Source organism: Cupriavidus sp. 01L43 (assembly GCF_056399925.1).
Window position 1 is genome coordinate 1 of the sequence record NZ_JBFTSH010000028.1, and the last position, 21,758, is coordinate 21,758.

At 68.0% G+C, this 21,758-nt stretch carries 18 protein-coding genes; 8 read left to right on the forward strand and 10 right to left on the reverse strand.

Annotated features, from left to right (window positions below):
• Both AC1DP9_RS27190 and AC1DP9_RS27195 read right to left on the reverse strand, forming a co-directional pair.
• On the reverse strand, positions 1–104 hold a 104-nt coding region (locus AC1DP9_RS27190; RefSeq protein ID WP_477109024.1), incomplete at its 3' end, for a transposase.
• Positions 105–173: 69 nt separating this feature from the next.
• On the reverse strand, positions 174–2,261 hold the full coding sequence (locus AC1DP9_RS27195) for a ParB/Srx family N-terminal domain-containing protein (RefSeq protein ID WP_477109010.1): 2,088 nt from the start codon (positions 2,259–2,261) through the stop codon (positions 174–176).
• A 151-nt stretch (positions 2,262–2,412) separates the two neighbouring features.
• Between AC1DP9_RS27195 and AC1DP9_RS27200 the strand changes: the two genes are divergently transcribed.
• Complete coding sequence (locus AC1DP9_RS27200; protein ID WP_477109011.1) at positions 2,413–3,138, forward strand: NADPH-dependent F420 reductase; 726 nt, start codon at positions 2,413–2,415, stop codon at positions 3,136–3,138.
• A gap of 41 nt (positions 3,139–3,179) precedes the next feature.
• Here the strand turns inward: AC1DP9_RS27200 and AC1DP9_RS27205 are convergent, their stop codons facing one another.
• Positions 3,180–3,569, reverse strand: a complete 390-nt coding sequence (locus AC1DP9_RS27205; RefSeq protein WP_092294295.1) for a GNAT family N-acetyltransferase — start codon at positions 3,567–3,569, stop codon at positions 3,180–3,182.
• Between the two features lie 223 nt (positions 3,570–3,792).
• On the opposite strand from AC1DP9_RS27205, the gene AC1DP9_RS27210 reads away from it, so the two are divergent.
• A complete protein-coding gene (locus AC1DP9_RS27210) occupies positions 3,793–5,283 on the forward strand; it encodes an AMP nucleosidase (protein WP_092294397.1) in 1,491 nt (496 codons plus the stop codon).
• A 47-nt stretch (positions 5,284–5,330) separates the two neighbouring features.
• Here the strand turns inward: AC1DP9_RS27210 and AC1DP9_RS27215 are convergent, their stop codons facing one another.
• Together AC1DP9_RS27215 and leuA are read right to left on the reverse strand one after the other, a co-directional pair.
• Entirely contained in the window at positions 5,331–5,975 is a 645-nt protein-coding gene (locus tag AC1DP9_RS27215) for an OmpW/AlkL family protein (RefSeq protein ID WP_477109012.1), read from the reverse strand.
• Positions 5,976–6,297: 322 nt separating this feature from the next.
• Positions 6,298–7,992, reverse strand: a complete 1,695-nt coding sequence (gene leuA / locus AC1DP9_RS27220; protein ID WP_477109013.1) for a 2-isopropylmalate synthase — start codon at positions 7,990–7,992, stop codon at positions 6,298–6,300.
• 459 nt (positions 7,993–8,451) lie between these two features.
• Here leuA and AC1DP9_RS27225 point away from each other — a divergent pair, with 459 nt between their 5' ends.
• Entirely contained in the window at positions 8,452–9,849 is a 1,398-nt protein-coding gene (locus AC1DP9_RS27225) for a hypothetical protein (RefSeq protein ID WP_477109014.1), read from the forward strand.
• A gap of 218 nt (positions 9,850–10,067) precedes the next feature.
• Here AC1DP9_RS27225 and AC1DP9_RS27230 read toward each other — a convergent pair whose 3' ends face one another.
• The 4 genes from AC1DP9_RS27230 to AC1DP9_RS27245 form a co-directional block, all read right to left on the reverse strand.
• Positions 10,068–10,388, reverse strand: a complete 321-nt coding sequence (locus tag AC1DP9_RS27230; protein ID WP_477109015.1) for a DUF6587 family protein — start codon at positions 10,386–10,388, stop codon at positions 10,068–10,070.
• A gap of 42 nt (positions 10,389–10,430) precedes the next feature.
• Complete coding sequence (gene feoB, locus AC1DP9_RS27235) at positions 10,431–12,296, reverse strand: ferrous iron transport protein B (protein ID WP_477109016.1); 1,866 nt, start codon at positions 12,294–12,296, stop codon at positions 10,431–10,433.
• A 37-nt stretch (positions 12,297–12,333) separates the two neighbouring features.
• Positions 12,334–12,636, reverse strand: coding sequence for a FeoA family protein (locus AC1DP9_RS27240; protein WP_477109017.1), 303 nt, complete (start codon positions 12,634–12,636; stop codon positions 12,334–12,336).
• A gap of 361 nt (positions 12,637–12,997) precedes the next feature.
• A complete protein-coding gene (locus AC1DP9_RS27245) occupies positions 12,998–13,891 on the reverse strand; it encodes a LysR family transcriptional regulator (protein ID WP_477109018.1) in 894 nt (297 codons plus the stop codon).
• 92 nt (positions 13,892–13,983) lie between these two features.
• Between AC1DP9_RS27245 and AC1DP9_RS27250 the strand changes: the two genes are divergently transcribed.
• Genes AC1DP9_RS27250 through AC1DP9_RS27260 form a run of 3 tightly spaced genes read left to right on the forward strand, consistent with a single transcriptional unit; the run spans position 13,984 to position 18,051 of the window.
• A complete protein-coding gene (locus AC1DP9_RS27250) occupies positions 13,984–15,792 on the forward strand; it encodes an acyl-CoA dehydrogenase family protein (RefSeq protein ID WP_477109019.1) in 1,809 nt (602 codons plus the stop codon).
• A gap of 60 nt (positions 15,793–15,852) precedes the next feature.
• Positions 15,853–16,860 (forward strand): Bug family tripartite tricarboxylate transporter substrate binding protein, encoded by a 1,008-nt coding sequence (locus AC1DP9_RS27255; RefSeq protein ID WP_092294313.1) that lies wholly within the window; start codon positions 15,853–15,855, stop codon positions 16,858–16,860.
• 45 nt (positions 16,861–16,905) lie between these two features.
• Positions 16,906–18,051, forward strand: a complete 1,146-nt coding sequence (locus tag AC1DP9_RS27260; RefSeq protein ID WP_477109020.1) for a CaiB/BaiF CoA transferase family protein — start codon at positions 16,906–16,908, stop codon at positions 18,049–18,051.
• 85 nt (positions 18,052–18,136) lie between these two features.
• Here the strand turns inward: AC1DP9_RS27260 and AC1DP9_RS27265 are convergent, their stop codons facing one another.
• Positions 18,137–19,228, reverse strand: coding sequence for an AI-2E family transporter (locus tag AC1DP9_RS27265; RefSeq protein WP_477109021.1), 1,092 nt, complete (start codon positions 19,226–19,228; stop codon positions 18,137–18,139).
• 159 nt (positions 19,229–19,387) lie between these two features.
• Between AC1DP9_RS27265 and AC1DP9_RS27270 the strand changes: the two genes are divergently transcribed.
• Together AC1DP9_RS27270 and eutC are read left to right on the forward strand one after the other, a co-directional pair.
• Positions 19,388–20,770, forward strand: a complete 1,383-nt coding sequence (locus tag AC1DP9_RS27270; protein WP_477109022.1) for an ethanolamine ammonia-lyase subunit EutB — start codon at positions 19,388–19,390, stop codon at positions 20,768–20,770.
• Positions 20,771–20,788: 18 nt separating this feature from the next.
• Positions 20,789–21,556 carry an ethanolamine ammonia-lyase subunit EutC gene (eutC, locus tag AC1DP9_RS27275; RefSeq protein WP_477109023.1) on the forward strand — a complete coding sequence of 256 codons (768 nt, stop codon included), beginning with the start codon at positions 20,789–20,791 and terminating at the stop codon, positions 21,554–21,556.
• Positions 21,557–21,758 lie beyond the last annotated feature (202 nt).

The window sequence follows — 21,758 nt, forward strand, 5'->3', positions numbered from 1 at the left end:
CCGCTGTCTATTTCATGGCGTTTGGCGATCTCACCATAGCCTGCCTGACCGTCCAGGTAGCTCTGGATAACTGTCAGCCTGAACTGCTCCGAGTACCGATACATGAAAACACCCCAAAAGTTGGTGTCCAACTTTTGGGGTGCAGTTCATTGCAGCGGGCGTCTTTTTTTGCCTTACGGCTTCAGCCCGAGGCGGTAGGCCACCGCGTACGGCAGCTTGCCGGGCTTGGTCGAACCCACCGGCTGCGAGAGCGCCGTGAACTCGGTTTCGTTCAGCGTGGTCAGGCCGCCCAGTTGCGCGGCGGTCTTGGCGTTGCTGACCACGGCGTCAGGCGCCAGCGCCACCATGGCGGCCGAGGCGCGGTGCACGGCGTCGAGGTAGCTGGCGGTGTCGTCCAGGTTGACCGTCTTCAGGTCCACCACGCCGCGCAGCCAATCGCCCCAATAGAACTCCGTGAACTCGGTGGCATCGGTCGGCTGGCTGTAGCCGATGTCGCGCGTGAAGTAGACCAGCGCGCGGTACGGGTCGTTGCCGAGGCCGTTCTTGAGGCCCAGCGCGCGCGGCAGGTCAGCCGGGTAGGTCGGCTGGTTGGCGCCGTCCTTCGACCAGATCAGCTTGCGCTCGCGCAGCGTGCGGAAGAAGGTGGCGCGGTTCAGCGTGGACAGGTTGTCCTGCACGCGGATCCACATCTTCGACTGCGCGCCGCCGGTGTCGGCGTCCCAGATCGACGTGAACGAGTGGTGTCCATCGGTCAGGAACGGCTCGCCGTACGGCCCCACCACCAGCGTCTTCATGTCGGCCGGCTTGTTGCCGACCGCCTTGGTGCAGGTGAAGGAGGCGAGGTCGCTGAGGCGGGACGTGGCCGCATCCCAGGTGCTGGTCTTGTTCTGGCCGTTGGTCTCGCAGGCGTCGTCGAACTTCTTGATCGGGTCCGCGGCGTAGCGGCCGAGCTTGTAGTAGATCTGGTCGCGGCCGATGGCCGGCTGGGTGGGGCGCAGATCGGCCAGCGTGACGAGGATGTTCTGCCCTGCAGTGGCCGTCAGGTAGGTCGAGACCGGCGTCGGCGGGGCCATCGGGGCGCACACGGCGGGAAGCTGTCGCGTGCTGCCCGGCACCTGCCGGAGCTGGTACGCGAGGTTCTTGCTCACCGGCAGCCAGGTCAGGCCGAGCGATTGCGCCTGGCCGGCCACGGTGGCCTGCCACGTGCCCGAGACCAGCCCGTTGGCGGCGGCCCCGCCGGCGCGGTTGTAGGCCAGCGTCACGTCCACGGGGATGTTGTCCGCGGCGAGCGTGGTGCCCGCCACCGAGACGATGTTGCGGCGCGTACGGCCCGTGGCGGCGTTCTTGTCGTCGAGTTCCGGCTCGGCGCAGACCCAGTCGCCATCGATGCCGTTGGCGGCGACGGCCGTGGCCGTGCGCACGACCCAGCTACCGGTGGGCGCCGTGGCGCTGGCGCCGGTTTCGTCGACGAAGAGCGCCACCTGGCCCTGCTGGCGGCCTACGAACAGGCGGCCGACCGTGCTGCCCCCCAGCGTCAGCGCGAAGGCGCCCGGATAGCGCGACTGGTCGGCATCGGCCGCCAGCTTGCCTGATTGGCCGCCGGCGCAGTCGGCGCTGTAGCCCAGCCCGGCGCAGACGCGCACGTTGCCATCCGCGCCGATATTGAGCTGGCCCGCGCTGGCGGCGTCGCCGGCCTGGCGCAGGTAGCTGTAGCTGCCGGCGATGTCGGCCAGCTGCGCGCCACGGTTGCCGGCCGAGATATAGCCCTGGAGCAGGGCGCCGTTGCCGGCCTTGACGTTGGGCACCTGGCCCAGCGCGCCGGAGAGCACGCCGTCGTCGAGCGTGAAGCGGAAGGTGATGGCGGCGGCGGCGGCAGCCAGTGCTGCCGGTACGTCGGTGCCGCTGGCGGCGAGGCCGGTCACGCGGTAGGTGCCGTCTTCCAGCACGTACTGGCCCACCAGTGCCCCGGCCAGGCCGAAGCGGGAATCGAGGAAGCGCAGGGTGAGCTGGCCAGCGGCGGGTTTGTCGAGTTCGACGGATACCGTGTCGCCAAAGCTGACGGCGCCGACGTACAGCGATCCGCCCGACAGCGGCTGCACCGATGCCGGCTGCGTGGTGCCGCCATTGCCGCCGTTGCCACCATTGCCACCGGCACCGCCATTCGCGGCGCTGCCGTTGTCATCGTCGCCGCCGCAGGCGCCGAGCGCGAGCGTGGCCGACATCAGCGCGGCAAAGGCTGCCTGCCTGGTCCTCTTTCCCATGATTTCCCCTGTTCGTTGTTGTTATCGATAAGTGCCGAAGACGGCACGTGGTCGCGCGTCAGTCTAGGCAGCGGCGATGACACTCCCATGACAGCGCCGGTGGCGTGGATTTCGCCTAGAGTGGCTAGATCGGAACTGCTGGAGCGAGGCCATGGGGCACGAATCGACACACATGCACCGGGGCCGGCGCAGGGTGCTGGGGGCGATGGGGCTTGTGGTCGTGGCGGGCGCGCTGCCGGCCATGGCGCAGACGCCAGCCAAATCGAAGATCGGCGTGATCGGCTCGGGGCGCATTGGCGGCACCGTGGGCGGCCTGTTCGTGAAGGCTGGGCACCCCGTGATGTTCTCCTCGCGTCACCCGGAGTCCCTGAAGAGCCTGACGGACTCGCTCGGCCCGCTGGCACAGGCCGGCACGGTGGCGCAGGCGGTGGCCTTTGCCGATGTGCTGCTACTGGCCGTGCCCTACGGCGCCGTGCCCGAGGTGGGCCAGCAGAACAAATGGCAGGGCAAGATCGTGCTCGATGCCACCAATGCGGTCTCGCCGCGCGACGGGGCGATCGTGGAGGAGGTGAAAGCCAACGGCATCGGCGCGACCACGGCCAAGTACCTGGCCGGCGCGCGGATCGTGCGCGTGTTCAACTTCACGGGCGCGGCGGAGTTTGCCCGCGAGAGCCATCGCCAGGGCGCGCTGATGGCGGTGCCGATGGCTGGCGACGACGCGGCTGCGCTAGCCGTGGCCGCGCAACTGGTGCGTGAGGCGGGGTTCGAACCGGTGGTGGTAGGCGGCCTGTCGACGGCGGACCGCTTCGCGCCGGGTGGCAAGCTGTTCCGCCAGATGGGCTCGGCGGACGCTTTCCGGCGCGCGATGGCGGAGTAACAGTGGTGGAGTAACAGCGGCGGAGTAACAGCGCCGGAAAATCAGCGCCGCCGCCACTCCATGGCGACCATCGACGGTGCAAAGCCGAGTTGGCCGAAGAAGGCGGCTTCCGAGGAGCGTGCCGCGCGCAACACCCAGACGATGTCGGGATCGTTGCCCATGACCTGGCGCACCAGCGCCCGGCCGATGCCGCGCCGGCGATGCTGCGGCGCCACGGCCACCATCGAGATGTAGCCGTTGGCGATGTCGTCGCAGAGGGCGCGGGCGAAGCCGATCACCTCGCCCTTCTCCACGGCCACGGCTACGCGTTGGGAATTGGCGATCAGTTGCGCGAAGCGTTCCGCATTGCCGACCTGTTGCTCCCAACCGTTGGCGGCCAACAGACGCCTGGCCGCCTCGATCTCTGCGGGCAACGGGTTACGGATTTCCATCGACGGCTCCTCCTGCCAGATACCATGTCGCGTGCCACACCCCCAACCAAAGTGGGGAGCGCAGCGGCGTTTGCGCCACGAAGCTGCGATGTGCGGCGCGAATGGCGACAGAGTGTAGCGAAGCGGATATGGATGCGTCAAACAATGCACGGTGCAAAGCGCACAAGCGTTCGTATTCCCACGCAACGCCATCGATTGCCGCCACGGCGCGATGCCGCGCGGTATGATGGTCGCCATGAACGCCTCGATCTTCTCTTCCGCCCATCCGGCCGATCAGTTGGCCGAGTTCTCTGACGCGGACAGCGCGCTGGCGCGCATTCGCGAGATCTACGACGGCTCGGTCGCCGCCGTGCGCGCGCGCTTCGACGCCTTCGCGCAGGGCAAGCCCCTCCCATCGGCGGCACACGCGTGCTACCCCTACCTCGGCATCTCGGTCAACCTCGAAACCATGGTGACCGACAGCCGCCCTTCGTGGGGCACGGTGGCCTACCCCGGCGTGTACGGCACCACGGTCACGCGACCGGACCTGCTGTGCGACTACTACCGCGACCAGATCGAGCGCCTGATGCGCTATCACCGCGTGCCAGTGGTCGTCGGCCTGTCGCGCAGGCCGATCCCGCTGCCGTTCGTCATCGAAGCTTCGACCACCGACATCAGCTACACCCAGGCGCGCGAGCTGGAGGCGTCGTTCGTGCTGCCCGAACTGAGCCGCATCGACGACTCCATCGCCAATGGCACCTACGAGCCCACGCCCGGCGAAGCCTGGCCGCTCTCGCTGTTCTCGGCGGAGCGCGTGGACCTGGCCCTGCAGCGGCTCTACCACTACACCGGCACGGCGCCGCACCACTTCCAGCGTTTTGTCTTGTTCACGAACTATCAGCGTTATGTCGATGAGTTCGTCGCGCTGGGCCGCTCGCTGATGTCTGGGGATGGCGGCGACGGCTACGTGCGCTTCATCGAACCGGGGGACGTGACCCAGAACCTCGGCGAAAGCGAACCCGACGACGCCACCCGCCCGCGCGCGCTGCCGCAGATGCCGGCCTACCACCTTGTGCGCGAGGACAAGCTCGGCGTCACGCTGGTCAATATCGGCGTCGGGCCGTCGAACGCGAAGACGATGACCGATCACCTCGCCGTGCTGCGTCCGCATTGCTGGCTGATGGTGGGTCACTGCGGCGGCCTGCGCCGCTCGCAGCAGCTTGGCGACTACGTGCTGGCGCACGCCTATGTGCGGGACGACCACGTGCTCGACCACGACCTGCCGCCATGGGTGCCGGTGCCGCCGATCGCCGAGATCCAGGTGGCGCTGCAGGAAGCCGTCGCCCGCATCACCGGCCTGTCCGGCAACGAGATGAAGACGCGCATGCGGACCGGGACGGTGGTGTCGACCGATGACCGCAACTGGGAACTGAAGTCGAAGTCGCTCTACGCGCGCTTCAACCAGTCCCGCGCGATTGCCATCGACATGGAAAGTGCGACGGTCGCCGCCAATGGCTTCCGGCTGCGCGTGCCCTACGGCACGCTGCTATGCGTGTCCGACAAGCCCTTGCATGGGGAGTTGAAGCTGCGCGGCATGGCCAATACCTTCTATCGGCAGCGCGTGAGCCAGCATATGACGATCGGCCTCGAGGCGATCCGTATCCTGCGGGAGAACGGCGTGGAAGAACTCCACTCGCGGAAGTTGCGCAGCTTCGACGAGCCGGCCTTCCGCTGAGCATTGCCCCCCGCTCCGGGCGGAGCGGGGCGTCCGACATCAACACCTCAGAACCGGTAACCCACGCCGGCGCTGAACAGCCACGGATCGAGCTTGACCGTGGAAACCTTCACACCGCCCGCATACACGTTGCTGGAGATCCAGACCTTCTTGGCGTCCACGTTCAGGAACCAGTTCTTGGTGAGCTTGTAGTCCATGCCGATCTGCAGGGCAGGCCCCACGCTCCAGCGGTCCAGGTTCAGCGTGTTGCCGGCGATGTCCGCGCCGTAGACGCGCGTCGCGTTCACGCCCGCGCCGATGTACGGCCGGAACGTGCCGTTCGGGATGAAGTGGTACTGGAGCAGCAGGCTGGGCGGCAGGTGCTTGAACGTGCCGAATTTCTGGCCATCGAGCGAGACGTCCTGCTTCTGCGGAATCGTCAGCACCAGTTCGGCAGCGATGTGCGGCACGATGAAATACGTGATGTCGACTTCCGGAATCCACTTGTTGTTGACGTGGATGCGGTCCGACGCGCCCACGCCGCCCACCGGGTCGGACTTGTTGGACATGTCGAGGAAGGTGCCGCGCATGCGCACCATCCAGTTGCCCTGGGCTTCCTCGGCAGCCATGGCCGGGGCCGCGAACGCGGCGGAGGCCGCCAGCGCGGCCAGGGTGGAGCAGAGTGTCTTGCGAGTGAGAGAGATGTTGGTCATGTTGGTATGCACAGGCGAGGAATAACTGTGCGACCAGTGTGGCCTTTGCCTCTCATCCCCACCTTGACCCAGCGCAAGCCGCGCGGCCTCGCGTGGCGGCCGCGCGACAGCCGATGATTCCGGGCGTGCGCCCGCTCCCTTCTATTTACATGCGGATTTATTCGTGGCGCCCGCGCGATGCGGCCCGTACGCTGTGCGCACGTGGTGAATGCATCGCGCATGTCGTGGGCGTCCGCAAGGACGTCTTTCCGGGTGTGCCCCGTGGGGGCGGGGCACACCGGTTTTCTCCACGGCGGCGGGACTCAATCCGCCGTAATCCGCCTCAGGCCGCCCGTGCTTCCTGGCTGGCGCGCCCGATGTGCCGGTTCACGCCGCACACCACCGCGCGCAGGGACGCCGTGACGATGTTCGCATCCACGCCCGCGCCGAAGCCCGTCGGCGAATCGCCGACGCGCACTTCCACATAGCAGGCCGCACGCGCATCGGCGCCGGCGGTCAGCGCATGTTCGTGATAGTCCATCACCCGCACCGGCAGGCCCAGGCCGCGCACGAAGGCGTCGACTACTGCGTCGATCGGGCCATTGCCCGCGCCGCGCGCCCGCACCGGCTGGCCATCGCGTACCAGTTCCACCTCGATCTCCACGCTGGCGTCGCTGGCCTCGCTCGTCGACACCATGCGATGCGAGACATAGCGCAGCGGCGCGTCCACGTCGAGGTACTCACGGCGGAACAGCGCGTAGAGGTCGTCGGCGCTCGCTTCCAGGCCCGTTTCGTCGGTCATCGCCTGCACCGCGCGGCTGAATTCGATCTGCAGGCGGCGCGGCATGAAGATGCCATGCGCCTGTTCGAGCAGGTAGGCCATGCCGCCCTTGCCGGACTGGCTGTTCACGCGGATCACGGCGTCGTAGCTGCGGCCGAGGTCGGCCGGGTCGATCGGCAGGTAGGGCACTTCCCAGATCGCGTCCGGCTTCTGCTGGGCGAAGCCCTTGCGGATGGCGTCCTGGTGCGAGCCGGAAAACGCCGTGAAGACGAGATCGCCGACGTAGGGATGGCGCGGGTGCACCGGCAGCTGGTTGCAGTGCTCCACGCACTGGCGTACCTCGTCGATATCCGAGAAATCGAGTTCCGGGGCCACGCCCTGCGTGTAGAGGTTCAGCGCCAGCGTGACGAGGTCCACGTTGCCGGTACGCTCGCCGTTGCCGAACAGGCAGCCTTCCACGCGGTCCGCGCCGGCCATCACGGCCAGCTCGGCGGCGGCCACGGCGGTGCCGCGGTCATTGTGCGGATGGACGGACAGCGCGATATGCTCGCGCCGCGCCAGATGGCGATGCATCCATTCCACCTGGTCCGCGAACACGTTAGGCGTGCTGCATTCCACGGTGGTCGGCAGGTTCAGCACCATCGGGCGGGTGGCGGACGGCTCCCATACAGCCGATACCGCATCGGAAACCTCAAGCGAGAAATCGAGTTCGGCCAGGCTGAAGGTCTCGGGCGAATACTCGTAGGTCCAGGCCGTTTCCGGCATCGCATCGGTCAGTTCGCGGATCAGGCGCGTGCCACTCACGGCCACCTCGCGGATTTCCTCGCGCGAGGCATTGAAGACGATGCGGCGCCACGCCGGCGCGATCGGGTTGTACAGGTGGATGGTGGCCTGGCGCGCGCCACGTACCGACTCCACGGTGCGCCGGATCAGGTCCTCGCGCGACTGGGTCAGCGCCACGATGTTCACGTCGGCGGGAATCCGGTCTTCCTCGATCAGCATGCGGACGAAGTCGAAATCGGTCTGCGAGGCCGACGGGAAGGCCACCTCGATCTCCTTCAGGCCCACCTTCACCAACTGCTCGAAGAAGCGCAGCTTGCGCGCGGGGTTCATCGGCTCGATCAGGGCCTGGTTGCCGTCGCGCAGGTCGGTGCTCATCCAGCGCGGGGCGCGCGTGATCTGGCGCGACGGCCAGGTGCGGTCAGGCAGGTTGACGGTGGTGGCGGGGCGGTACTTGGCGGCGGGATTGCGCAACATGGGTGTTCTCCTTCCTCGCGGGAAGATGCGACAGGCAAAAATCAAAAATTCGGGGAAAAAACGGGAAAACGGTGGCGATAGACGGCTGCCGAACTGCCACGGGGCGCTAGGCCCGGCAACCGGTCGTTAGGTCTAGTAGTAGCGAGGAGGGGGATGCGGCCAGGCCGCCGCGCGACAGCCGGCCAGCCCGCGCCACGCACGCGCGCACGGCGGCATCGATGCGCGGGGCATCAACGGCGTGGCGGAGGAGGAGGGCGGAGGCGTGCATCGTGCGCGAAAGGGTTAAGCCGCCAGCGTAGTCGAAATCCGCACTTGGCGTCAACCGCTTGCCGTAGACCGGGGATGACCTCATCCCGATATGTGGGGTGGCGCTCAGTCCTCTGGCCAGTACATCGCCTGGCGGATCGCGCCTAGTCTCGTAGCACGGGAACGGGACATTACAACAGAAGGGGACAAACCATGACGACACGTCGATGGATATCCTGGCTCGCCTGCGCGGCGACCGTGGCGCTGATGGCAGCCTGCGGCGGCGGCGGCGGGTCCAGCGGGGGAGGTACCTCGCCGACGGGCAGCGCCGGCAATGGCGGGAGCGGTGGCAACGGCGGCAATGGCGGGAATGGCGCGACGGCTGCCAAGTCGTACACCGTGGTGATGAGCCAGACCTCCGGCCAGGTCTCCGTCGGCAGCTCGATTTCGCTGACTGCGTCAGTGGTGGACAACAACGGCAACGACGTCACCGGCAACACCAGCTTCGTCTGGACCTCTTCGAACAGTTCCGTAGCGGCCGTGGGCAATGGCACAGTGCCGGGCAGCGCCGTGGTGACCGGCGTCGGTACCGGCACCGCCACGATCAGCCTGCTGGCCACCGTCACCGGCGCCAGCAACGCCACCACGGCGTTGCCGCAGGTCTCGGCCGTCATCACGGTGGTGGCGCCCGGCACGCGTACCTACAGCCTCGCGCTGCCTTATCCGGTGTTGTCGATGACTGACGGCCAGGTGCTGCCCGTCACGGCGTCCCTGATCGACAGTGATGGCGCGGACCGCTCCACGGCGGGCAGCGGCTGGAACTGGAGCAGCAGCACGGCGGCCGTGCAGGTCACCGGCGCGATCAACGTAGGCATGCTGCGCGGCGTGAATGCGTCCGACACGGTGGCCCAGTCGGTGGTCTCGGTCTCGGTCACGGCGCCAGACAACTCGGTGCTGACAGGCGCGTTCCTGGTATCGGTGGTCAAGACGGGCGTGGCGAGCTTCCGGCTGGTGCTGTCGCAGAACGGCGCCCAGATCAATGCGCTGAACGTGCTGAACGGCTATCCGCAGGTCTATGCGTCGAAGGTGGTGCGTAATGACGAGAGCGATGTCACGCCGGACTTCAACGGCCTCTGGACCTTCACCACGACCTCGCCGTCGCTGGCCGTGCTGCCGGATGGCGCCACGCGCCTGACCACGGTCAGCACCAGCCGGCCGAATGGCGCGTCACCGCTGCAAAGCGTGCTCGCCGAATTCGCCAGCAGCCTGTCGCTGACCGCGACGCCGCGCGCCAACCTGCTCGTCACCGAGCAGCCGACCTGGGCGTTGGTCTACAACGGTCCGCAGCCGCTGGTGGTGCCGCCGGGGATCGGGGCGACGATCGCGGTGCATCTGCTCCATCGCGGCATCGACGAAGGCATCTCGCCGTGCTTTGGCAGCTGGGCGTGGTCTACTGCCAGCAGCAACATCATCCTGAACCAGGTGGTGATCGCGCCGAACTCGGCATCGATCACGCCGCTCGCCAACGGGCCGTTCACGGTGACCGCGCGCTGCACGGCCGGACCCGAGGCGATGCCCGTGTCGATCACGCTGGCCGGCGTGGTGCAGTAAATCGGCTGGACGATGGAACCCGCCGCGCTTCCCGCGCGGCGGGTTTTTTCTTTGCCCGTTGCGGATGCAGGACGGCGGCGGGCGTACCCGTTTCTGCGGGCGTCGGACGGGTCTGGCAGGACGAGCGTACCCGTTTCTGCGTGCAGCGATCCGGGGCCAGAACGCAAAAACGGCGGTCGCAAGGACCGCCGTTCTTTGTCGGGATGGGCTCTGCGCCGTCAGGATTTGCGCACGAACCGGATGATCTGCTCGTTCTCCGGCGGGGCCGAGGCCGAGGTCGCAGGGGACGTATTCGACCCGCACGTGCCGCAGCCGCTATTCGTCTCGCACCCGGAGGCGCAACCGGCGGCGGCCTGCGGCGCCAGACGCCGCGCCAGCCATGCGCGCCAGCCGGTGGCGCCGGCGCCACCCAGGCGCACGGCCAGGGACGCTTTCACGCGTTCCCGCGTGCGCGGCATGTAGCGGCCCGTCACGTGGACCGCGCAAGCCGCCACGATCAGCGCGACCACCAGGATTTCGAAGGCGTGATAGAGCGTCATGGCCGTTGGACCCAAGTCGGTGTCGCCAGTTTCAACCTCGTCTCAACCAAATGCCAGCGCCGCGCGATACGTGACGAACGACGCGAGGTAGGCCAGCCCGGTCAGGTAGGCCGCCGAAGCCGCCATCACCGCCCAGGAGTTGGTCTCGCGCCGGATCACCGCCAGCGTGGAAATGCACTGCGGCGCAAACACGTACCACGCCAGCAGGGACAGCGCCGTGGCCAGCGACCACTGCGCGGCAATCATCGGCGCCAGTTGCACGGCCACCGCGTCGTCGCTGCCCGAGAGCGCGTAGACCGTGGCGAGTGCCCCAACCGCCACTTCGCGTGCGGCCAGACCCGGCACCAGTGCGATACAGATCTGCCAGTTGAAGCCGATCGGCGCGAACACGTGTTGCAGCGCCCGGCCGAGCATGCCGGCGAAGCTGTAGTCGATGGCCGGCAGCGTGGCGCCTTCCGGCGGCGACGGGAACGTGGCCAGGAACCACAGCAGCACGGTCAGCGTCAGGATCACCTTGCCCACGCGCGACAGGAAGATCCGGGCACGCTCCCACAGGCCGATGGCGATGTCGCGCGGATTCGGAATCCGGTACGACGGCAGTTCCATCAGCAGCGGATGGTCGGTGCGGTCACGGCGGAAGAACTTGAGCACATAGGCCACCACCAGCGCGCTGACGATGCCGGCCACGTACAGCGCGAACAGCACCAGGCCCTGCAGGTTGAACAGGCCGGCCACGGTGCGTTCGGGGATGAACGCGCCGATCAGCAGCGCATACACCGGCAGCCGCGCCGAGCAGGTCATCAGCGGCGCCACCAGAATGGTGGTCAGCCGGTCGCGCGGGTCCTGGATGGTCCGCGTGGCCATGATCCCTGGAATCGCGCAGGCGAAGCTCGACAGCAGCGGGATGAACGAGCGCCCCGAGAGCCCCGCGCCCATCATCAGGCGGTCCAGCAGGAAGGCGGCGCGCGGCAGGTAGCCCGACTCCTCCAGCGTGAGAATGAAGAGGAACAGGATCAGGATCTGCGGCAGGAACACGATCACGCTGCCCAGGCCGGCGATCAGTCCATCGACGATCAGGCTGTGCAACAGGCCAGCGGGCAGCCAGCCGCCCACGACCTCGCCGGCCAGGTGCACGGCGCCTTCGATGCCGTCCATGAGCGGCTCGGCCCACGAGAACACGGCCTGGAACATGAAGAACAGCAGCACGGCCAGGATGACCAGGCCGAACACCGGGTGCAGGATCACGCGGTCGAGCGCGTCATCGAGCCTTGCGGTGCGCGTCGGCATGGTCACGGCGGTGTCCAGCAGGCGCTTGACCTCGGCGTGGGTGTCCATCTCGGACATCGCCTCCACGGACTGCGGCGGCACGGGCGGGGCTGGCGGCAGCACGCCGTCGAGCAGGTCGATCAGCGCCGCGGCGCCATCGCGCTTGACCGCCACGGTCTGCACCACGGGTACGCCGAGCGCCTGCGACAGCGCGTCGCGGTCGATCAGGATGCCGCGTTTTGCCGCGGCATCGCTCATATTGAGCACCACCACCATCGGCACGCCCAGCCGGCGCAGTTCCAGCACGAAGCGCAGGTGCAGGCGCAGGTTGGTGGCATCGACCACCGAGACGATCAGGTCCGGACGCGGCTCGCCGGGGCGCTGGCCCATGCAGACCTCGCGCGTGATCGCCTCGTCCAGGCTGGCCGCGTGCAGGCTGTACGCGCCCGGCAGGTCCAGGATGCGCACGCTGCGGCCGGCTGGCGAGACGAACTGGCCTTCCTTGCGCTCGACGGTCACGCCGGCGTAGTTGGCCACCTTCTGGCGGCTGCCGGTCAGGCGGTTGAACAGTGCGGTCTTGCCGCAATTGGGATTGCCCACCAGCGCAATGCGCAGGGCGGATGGAGGTTGTGCGACGGACATGTTGGCAGGGGGTCCTGATCGGCCTGTGGCAACGCCCTCAGGCGATGCGCTGGGCGGCGGAGGCGTCGGGCTGGGTAGCCGGGGCGATGCTGGAAACGGTGGCGCTTACCACTTCCACGGTGATGCGGGCCGCTTCGGCGCGGCGCAGCGCAAAGCGCGTGAAGCCGACCTGCGCCACCAGCGGGTCTTTGCCGAAGGGGCCGAACGCGATGATCTGCACCGCTTCGCCCGGCACAAAACCGAGATCGCGCAGGCGGCGCGAGATGGGATCGTTCGCGGTGGCATCGTCCACCGATTTCACAATGGCGGCCGTGCGCCGGGGCAGTTCAGACAACCGCATAGGCTTCCAGTGCGCAGGCAGGATCGCCGCCCCGCGTAGGTAAATAAAAATCGTTCTCGATTGTATAGCATTCGTGCGGCTTCGGCGCCGAAGCCATACCGGATCGCGGCAGAAGCCGTCCGTTTTCGTACGCGGGGGCGTTTCCTCCACGTCCGCGCGCGGGCTAGGGATTACGCCAGTATTCGCACTAATCTGGGGCCCGGGCGCCGGCATTCCATCGAATACCGCATTTGTGGTATTGGTCCGCCGGGAGGGGGGCGCTATGCTCCAGACACGCTGAACACCCCGTTCCACGCGTACTTCAGAGCCACTGGTCCTTGGACCGGTGGCTTTTTCTTTGGCGCACATCGCGCACCGGATTCTAAACGCCGGCCTGCGCGGCGGCCAGCCGGATGGTGTCGACGAAGTGGTCGCGCGCCGGATGATCAGGCGCCCGCTTCCACACGCAATAGACCTCGGACGGCACCGTGGCATCGGCCAGCGGCCGGAAGGTCGCCCCCGCCATGCCCGAGCGCGCAAGTGCCGCCGGCACCACAGCCACGCCCATCCCCTGCGACACCAGCGACACCACGGACAGCCAGTGCCGCATCTCGTGCCGCACCTGCGGATAGAAGCCCTGCGCGGCGCACATCTCGAAGATCCGGTTGTAATAGTCGGGCGACGCCTTGCGCGAAAACAGCACGAAGGGCTCGCCGCGCAGGTCGGTCAGCGCCACCTCGGCCCGTGGGGCCAGCGGGTGGCCTGCCGGCATGCAGCAGACAAAGGGCTCGCGATGGGCCAGTTCGGTGGCCAGTTCATCGGGCACCCGGCTGGTGTGGATGAAGCCCGCGTCGAGTTCGCCGTGTAGCAGGGCGTCGATCTGCTCCTGCGAGTTGAGTTCCGTCAACGCCACCTGGATGCCGGGGTAGCGGTGCTGGAACTCGTGCAGGCGCTGGGGCAGGCCCCGGTACAGCATCGAGCCGACAAAGCCGACGCGCAGCCGGCCCACCGCGCCCGCCTCGATCTCCCGGGCCAGCTGGCGCGCCGACTCGGCCTGCGCCAGCAGCGCCGTGGCCGACTCCCTGAACGCCCGCCCCGCCGCCGTCAGCCGCACGCCCCGGCTGTCGCGCTCGAACAGCCGCGCCCCCACCGATGCCTCCAGTTGCTGGATGTTGAGCGAAAGCGGCGGCTGGGAGATCGACAGCCGCCGCGCGGCGCGGCCGAAGTGCAGTTCCTCGGCCAGCACGAGGAAATAGCGCAGATGACGGAATTCCATGGCGATATAAATTTTGTATGGATCAAGCCAATTTTAGAATTAGACACGAATCGTTGGCGTTCGAATAATGGATCCCAAACAAGGAGACAGCCATGCCGACCAGCGCCGCCCGGATTCCGTCCGCTTCTTTGACCGATTCGCGAGATTCGTCTCAAGATATCGCCCATCCGGTGCCTGACCGGCACGGCACGAGCCTGTTCACGGCCGACCCGGACCTGCGCGCGCTGCTGCCGCTCTACCTGCCGGCCGACCTGTTCAATCACCTGCTGCCGCATCTTGAGCGCATGGGCGCGCTGGCGGGTGGCGTGCTCGATACCCTCGCCAATGTGGCGGATCATGCACCACCCACGCTCTCCCATCGCACTCGCACCGGCCTCGACGCGCAGGCCATCCACAAGGATCCTGCCTATATAGAACTGGAGAAAGTGGCGTTCGCCGAATTCGGCCTCGCCGCGGCCTCCCATCGCGGCGGCGTGCTCGGCTGGGACAAGCCCATGCCGCCTGCGGCGAAGTACGCACTGACTTATCTGTTCGTCCAGGCCGAGTTCGGGCTGTGCTGCCCGCTGTCGATGACGGACTCGCTGACCCGCACGCTGCGCAAGTTCGGCGACCCGGCGCTGGTGGAACGCTATCTGCCCAACCTGACCACGCAGGTCTTCGACGATCTGTACCAGGGCGCGATGTTCATGACCGAGCAGGGCGCCGGCTCCGACGTGGCGGCCACCGCCACGCGTGCGATTCGGGACGACAGCGTGGAAGGCGGCTGGCGGCTGGTAGGCGACAAGTGGTTCTGCTCCAACCCGGACGCCGCGCTGGCCATGGTGCTGGCCCGCATGGAGGAGCCGGACGGCACGGCCACGCCGGGCATCAAGGGTGTCTCGCTGTTCCTGCTGCCGCGCACGCTGGCCGATGGCAGCGCCAACCACTATCGGATCATCCGTCTCAAGGACAAGCTCGGCACGCGCTCGATGGCCAGCGGCGAGATCCGGCTCGAAGGCGCGCACGCGTGGCTGGTGGGCGAGCCGGGCCGGGGCTTCGTGCAGATGGCGGACATGATCAACAACTCGCGGCTCTCCAACGGCGTGCGGGCGGCCGGGCTGATGCGCCGCGCGCTGACCGAGGGGCAGTTCATCGCCCGGGAACGGCGCGCGTTCGGCAAGCGGCTGGTGGACATGCCGCTGATGCGTCGCCAGCTGCTCAAGCTCACGCTGCCCACCGAGCAGGCCCGCACGATGGTGTTCCAGACCGCCGAGGCGCTGCGCCGCGCCGACGCCGGCGAGGCCGATGCCTACCCGCTGATGCGCGTGCTGACGCCGCTGATCAAGTTCCGCGCCTGCCGCGACGCGCGCAAGGTCACCGGCGACGCCATGGAGATCCGCGGCGGCTGCGGCTATATCGAGGAATGGAGCGACCCGCGCCTCGTGCGCGATGCGCACCTGGGGTCGATCTGGGAGGGTACGAGCAATATCGTCGCGCTGGATGTGCTGCGCGCCATCCGCCGCGAGGGCTCGCTGCCCGTGCTCCAGACGTATCTGGCTGGCCTGCTGGCCGATACGCCGATGCATGCCACGGCTCGGGCCACCTTCGCGCAGGCCATCGCCAACGCCGCTGCGCTGGCCGCCCGCGCCGCCGAGGCCGGTGCCGAAGGCGATGTGCTGGCCCGCCAGGCCGCCTCCGCGCTGTACCACGTGACCAGCGCCGTGGCGATGGCGTGGGAAGCGGGCCGCATCGGCTCGGTTCGTCGCATGCGGCTGGCGCAACTGGTGCTCGTGCACCGCGTGCTGCCGCAGGACCCGCTGGCCGGCGGCGCCGAGCCGGCATGGCTGGCCGAGACTGTCGCGCCGCCCGAGGACGGCGCGCTGCGCCCCGCCGGCCAACTCGACGAGATCAACGTGTTTTGACCTGTTTTGACGTGTTCCTGCGTTCCAAATAGACAAAAAAGCCTCACCCGGAGACAAACCATGCCCCCCAAGCTTCATTGGCACCGCCGCGCGGCCCTGGCGGCCTTCACCGCGCTCGCCGCCGCCACGCTCGGCCTTGCCGCCGCGCCCGCCTTCGCCCAGAAGGACTTTCCGACCAAGCCGATCATGATGGTGGTGACCTACCCGCCGGGCGGCCCCACCGATGCGATGGCCCGCACACTGGCCGCCGCGCTCAAGAGCAGCCTGGGCCAGCCCGTGGTGGTGGAGAACCGCGCCGGCGCCGGCGGCAATATCGGCGCGGAGGCGGTGGCGCGCGCCGAGCCGGACGGCTACACGCTGATGTTCGGCACCTCGGCGCCGCTGGCCATCAACGTGAGCCTGTATCGGAAGATCAACTACGACCCGGTGAAGAGCTTCGCGCCGGTGATCCAGATCGGCCATCTGCCGAATGTGCTGGTGGTGAACGCCAACGTGCCGGCCAAGAACGTGCAGGAGCTGATTGCCTACGGCAAGGCGCATCCGGGCAAGCTGACCTATGCGTCGTCGGGCAACGGCGCGTCGTCGCATCTGGCCGGCGTGCTGTTCAACAACCTCGCCGGCACCGACTTCCAGCACATTCCGTACAAGGGCACCGGCCCGGCGCTCAATGACCTGCTGGGCGGGCAGGTCAGCATGACGTTCACCGACGTGCTGACCGCGCTGCCATTCATCAAGAGCGGCAAGGTGCGCGCGCTGGGCGTGACCACGCGCGGCCGCTCGCAGGCGCTGCCTGACGTGCCGACCGTGGCCGAGCAGGGCGTGCCCGGCTTCGACGTGTCCGTGTTCTTCGGCGTGGTGGCGCCCGCCGGCACGCCGCCGGAGGTGATCCGCAAGCTCAACGGCGCCTTCGCCGAGGCGCTCAAGCAGCCCGAAGTCCGTCAGACGCTGGTGGCGCAGGGGCTGGAGTTCGCGCCGTCCACCTCGCCCGAGCAGCTCGGCGGCTTTGTGAAGTCGGAAGTCACCAAGTGGCGCGCCGTGGTACAAAAGTCGGGTGCGCAGCTCGACTGACGCGCGCAAGCCATCCAAAAAAACGATAGCGAGGTAGACACCATCATGACGACGCCCTCCACTCCCGGCGCGCTGGCCGGCATCCGCGTGGTTGATTTGTCGCGCATCCTGGGCGGGCCGTTCTGCGGCCAGATCCTGGGCGACCACGGCGCCGACGTGCTCAAGATCGAGCCACCGCAGGGCGACGACACGCGCACCTGGGGCCCGCCGTTCCGCGACGGCGTGGCGTCGTACTACTTCGGCCTGAACCGCAACAAGCGGGTGATGCGGCTGGACCTCACCGCCGATGCGGACCGCGAGGTGCTGCTGTCGCTGCTGGCCGAGGCCGATGTGATGGTCGAGAACTTCAAGACCGGCACGCTCGAGAAATGGGGGCTGGGCTACGACGTGCTGTCGCAGCGCTTTCCGCGCCTGGTGCACTGCCGGGTGTCCGGGTTTGGCGCCGATGGCCCGCTGGGCGGGCTGCCCGGCTACGACGCGGCGATCCAGGCCATGGCCGGCATCATGAGCATCAATGGCGAGGCCGATGGTGACCCGCTGCGCGCCGGCCTGCCTGTGGTGGACATGGTCACCGGCCTGAACGCGGCGCTGGGCGTGCTGCTGGCGCTGCAGGAGCGCGCGCGCAGCGGGCGCGGCCAGTTCGTCGAGGCGGCGCTGTACGACTCGGGGCTCTCGCTGCTGCATCCGCACGCGGCCAACTGGTTCATGAGCGGCAAGACACCGACACGCACCGGTAACGCCCATCCCAATATCTATCCGTACGACACGGTGGCCACGGCCACGGACCCGATCTTCCTGGCCGTGGGCAACGACCGCCAGTTCCGTATCCTGTGCGAGCACCTCGGCGTGCCCGCGCTGGCCGATGACGAACGCTACGCCACCGCCGGCGCGCGCTCGGTCAATCGCGATTCGCTGAAAGTGGAACTGGAAGCGCGCATGGGCACGCATGATGGCAAGGCGCTGGCCGATGCCCTGGCGGCGGCCGGGGTGCCGTGCGCGCCGGTGCTGTCGGTGCCGGACGCCCTCCAGCATCCGCACACCGCGCACCGCGAGATGGTGGTGGAGATGCCCGGCGGCTACAAGGGCCTCGGCGCGCCGGTCAAGTTGAGCCGCACGCCGGCCACGTACCGCTACGCGCCCTTGGCGGAGGGCAACCAGTTCCTGCCGCGCGAGGCCGCAAACGAGGGCTGATCCGTCGCAATCTCATCGCGCGGCAACGGGAGCGTACCCGTTGCTGCGCATTGAATGCCAATGCATTCAACGAGTTAACAATCGCCTACACCAGCGCCGCCGTGGACAGTTCGCGCTTCACGTAGGCGTAGAAGATCGGTCCCGCAATCACGCCGGGTATACCGTAGAGCGTCTCCATCACCAGCATCACCGTCAGCAGCTCCCAAGCGGCCGCCTGTATACGCGCGCCGATGATGCGCGCGTTCAGGAAGTACTCGAGCTTGTGGATCACCACGAGGTATACCAGCGACACCACGGCAATCGGCAGGGACACCGACAGCGACGCCACGAAGATCGCCGTGTTCGAGATCAGGTTGCCGAGCACCGGCAGCAGCCCCGCGATGAACGTGATGGCCACCAGCGTCTTCGAGAGCGGCAGGTGCTGGCCGAACAGCGGCATCACCACCAGCAGGTAGATCGCCGTCAGGATGGTGTTGATCAGCGAGATCTGCACCTGCGCGAAGATGAACTGCGAGAAGGCCACTTGCAGCGTGCTCGCACGGGCGATCAGTGCGCTGGCCAACGGACGGCGATTGGGGCGCGAGATGGCGCGGTACAGCGCTACCATCGCCCCGATCACGAAGCCGATCAGGATATGCAGCAGCGTGCGCAGGATGTCCGCGCCGAGCCGCTGCGCCATCTGGGCGTGCTCGCGCAGGGTGGTGATCAGCGTGGTGGCGAGTTCTTCCACGCCGCGCGGCAGGGAGTCGCTCACCCAGGGCGGCATCTGGTTGCGGGAGCGGTCGATGATGTCGGCGGCGTGGTCCATCAGCCGTTCGAGCGTGTTGCCGTCGCCGCTGATAAAGCGCACGAGCGCCCAGATGCCGCCGCTCAGGGCGAAGAGGATGATCGCGGACAGGATCAGCACGGCCAGCGCGTCCCGCCGGGAATGCCGTGTGAGGCGCGGGGCCAGCACTTCGACCAGCGAATACAGCAGCAGCCCGGACAGCAGGGCCGCCACGAGGTTGGCCTGCATCACCAGCAGGAGCGCGCCGGCGGTCAGCGCATATGACGCCGCCGTGACACTGAACCAGCTGCCCGGCGTCAGGCGCCGGACGGGGTGGAGCGGATCGGGGTTGGGCGTGCCGTCTCCGGTCTGGGGGCGGCCTGGCGTGCGGTCTTGTTCCACGTGCGGCATGTCTCGGCTGTCGCGTTCGCGTTGGGTTGAAGGGTTGGGCGCATCGATTGTCGGCGCGCGGCGCGCCAATAGCAAGTCACATCGGGCGTGAAACTTGCGTGCCAGCTCGCGTATATTGATGTCACGCAGCGCACGCTTTCCTCCCGGAGATCTGACGCCATGCCCTTCACCCATACCGTCGGCACGCGCCGGCATGTCTTTGCCGACTTGCGCACGCTGCTGGCCCGGGCCAGCCCGGCGCGCTCGGGCGACGCGCTGGCCGGCATCGCCGCCGGGGACGAGGAGGAGCGCATGGCCGCGCGCATGGCGCTGGCGGATGTGCCGCTCGGACACTTCCTCTCCGAAGCGCTGATTCCCTATGAGGACGACGAGGTCACGCGGTTGATCGTCGATCGTCACGATGCCGCCGCCTTCGCCGAGATCGGCGCGCTGACCGTGGGCGGTTTCCGGGACTGGCTGCTGCGCCACGAGACCGACGAGGCCACGCTGCGCCGCGTGGCGCCCGGCATCACGCCCGAGATGGCGGCGGCGGTCAGCAAGCTCATGCGCAATCAGGATTTGATCGCCGTGGCGCGCAAGTGCCGCGTGGTCACGCGGCTGCGCAGCACCATCGGCCTGCCAGGCAGGCTGGCCGTGCGCCTGCAGCCCAATCATCCCACCGACGACCCGCGCGGCATCGCCGCGTCCATCATCGACGGCCTGCTCTACGGCTGCGGGGACGCCACCATCGGCGTGAACCCGGCTGGCGATAACCTCGCCGCCATCGTCAAGCTGCTACGGCTGATCGACGATGCGCGCACGCGCTACGACGTGCCGACTCAGTCCTGCGTGCTGACCCACGTCACCAACACACTGCGGGCGATGGAACTGGGCGCGCCGGTGGACCTCGTGTTCCAGTCCGTGGCCGGCAGCCAGCGCGCCAACGAGGCGTTCGGCATCTCGCTGGCCCTGCTCGACGAAGCCCGGCAGGCGGCGCTGGCGCTGCAGCGCGGCACGGTGGGGGACAACGTCATGTACTTCGAGACCGGCCAGGGCAGCGCGCTGTCCGCCAACGCGCACCATGGCGTGGACCAGCAGACCATGGAGGCGCGCGCCTACGCCGTGGCGCGTGCGTTCGAGCCGCTGCTGGTGAATACCGTGGTCGGCTTCATCGGCCCCGAGTACCTGTACGACGGGAAGCAGATCATCCGCGCCGGGCTCGAAGACCATTTTTGCGGGAAGCTGCTGGGCGTGCCGATGGGCTGCGACGTCTGCTACACCAACCACGCCGAGGCCGACCAGGACGACATGGACACGCTGCTGACGCTGTTCGGCGTGGCCGGCATCAACTTCATCATGGGCGTGCCGGGCGCGGACGACATCATGCTCAACTACCAGAGCACGTCGTTCCACGATGCGCTGTACCTGCGCGAGGTGCTCGGCCTGCGCCCCGCGCCCGAGTTCGAAGCGTGGCTGCAACGGATGGGCATCCTCGACGATGCCGGCCGGGTGCTGGAGCCGGCGGCGCGCGCGCCGCTGCTGGACCTGGCGCGCACGCTGTAACGCACGATGGAGCCGATCATGCCCAAGCCGCCCACCGACATCGATCCCTGGACCCAGTTGCGCCAGTACACCCGGGCGCGCGTGGCACTGGGCCGCACGGGCCACGCGCAGAAGACGGGGGATGTGCTCGCCTTCGGCCTCGCCCACGCGCAGGCGCGTGACGCGGTGCACCTGCCGCTCGACGTCACGGCCATTGACATGGCCTTGCAGGAGGCGGGACTTGCCGCGCAGCACGTCCACAGCGCGGCACCGGACCGCGACCAATACCTGCGCCGCCCCGACCTCGGCCGCCGGCTGGACGCCGAAAGCCACGAAGCGCTGGCCAACGAGCGGCCCGCCCACACGCCCGACGTCGTCTTCGTGATTGCCGATGGCCTCTCCGCGCTGGCCGCCCAACGCCACGCCGTGCCACTGCTGCGCGCCGTGCTGGCGCGGCTGGCCGACTGGCACATCGGCCCGGTCGTGGTAGCCCGCCAGTCCCGCGTGGCCCTCGGCGACGAAATCGGCGATCTCCTAGGCGCCCGCCAGATCGTGATGCTGATCGGCGAACGGCCCGGCCTCAGTTCGCCGGATAGTCTTGGGATTTATCTGACCTACGACCCAAAGCCCGGACGGACCGATGCGCAGCGGAACTGCATCTCGAATGTCAGACCGGAGGGATTGCCATACGCGATGGCGGCGGACAGGCTGGTGTTCCTGATGCGTGGGGCGGTGGCGCTGGGAAGGTCGGGGGTGGAGTTGAAGGACGATAGCGAAGGGGGCGACCCCGTCGGGCTGCCGGGCTAGCGGGAAAACGCCCTGCCGGCGTATTTCAGGGTTTTACGATTGTAGTGGTTCGCTCGTCGCTTTTAGTATGCCGCATGCGCAGTGCCAGACACTGCGGCGGCTACGGAGCGATGACTGATGGCAGAGGGTTTCGACGCGCTCGGCGCAACGTTGAGCGGGCAGCAGCAGTACTTCCTTAAGGTTCCCGGCGCGGCCAGCGCCG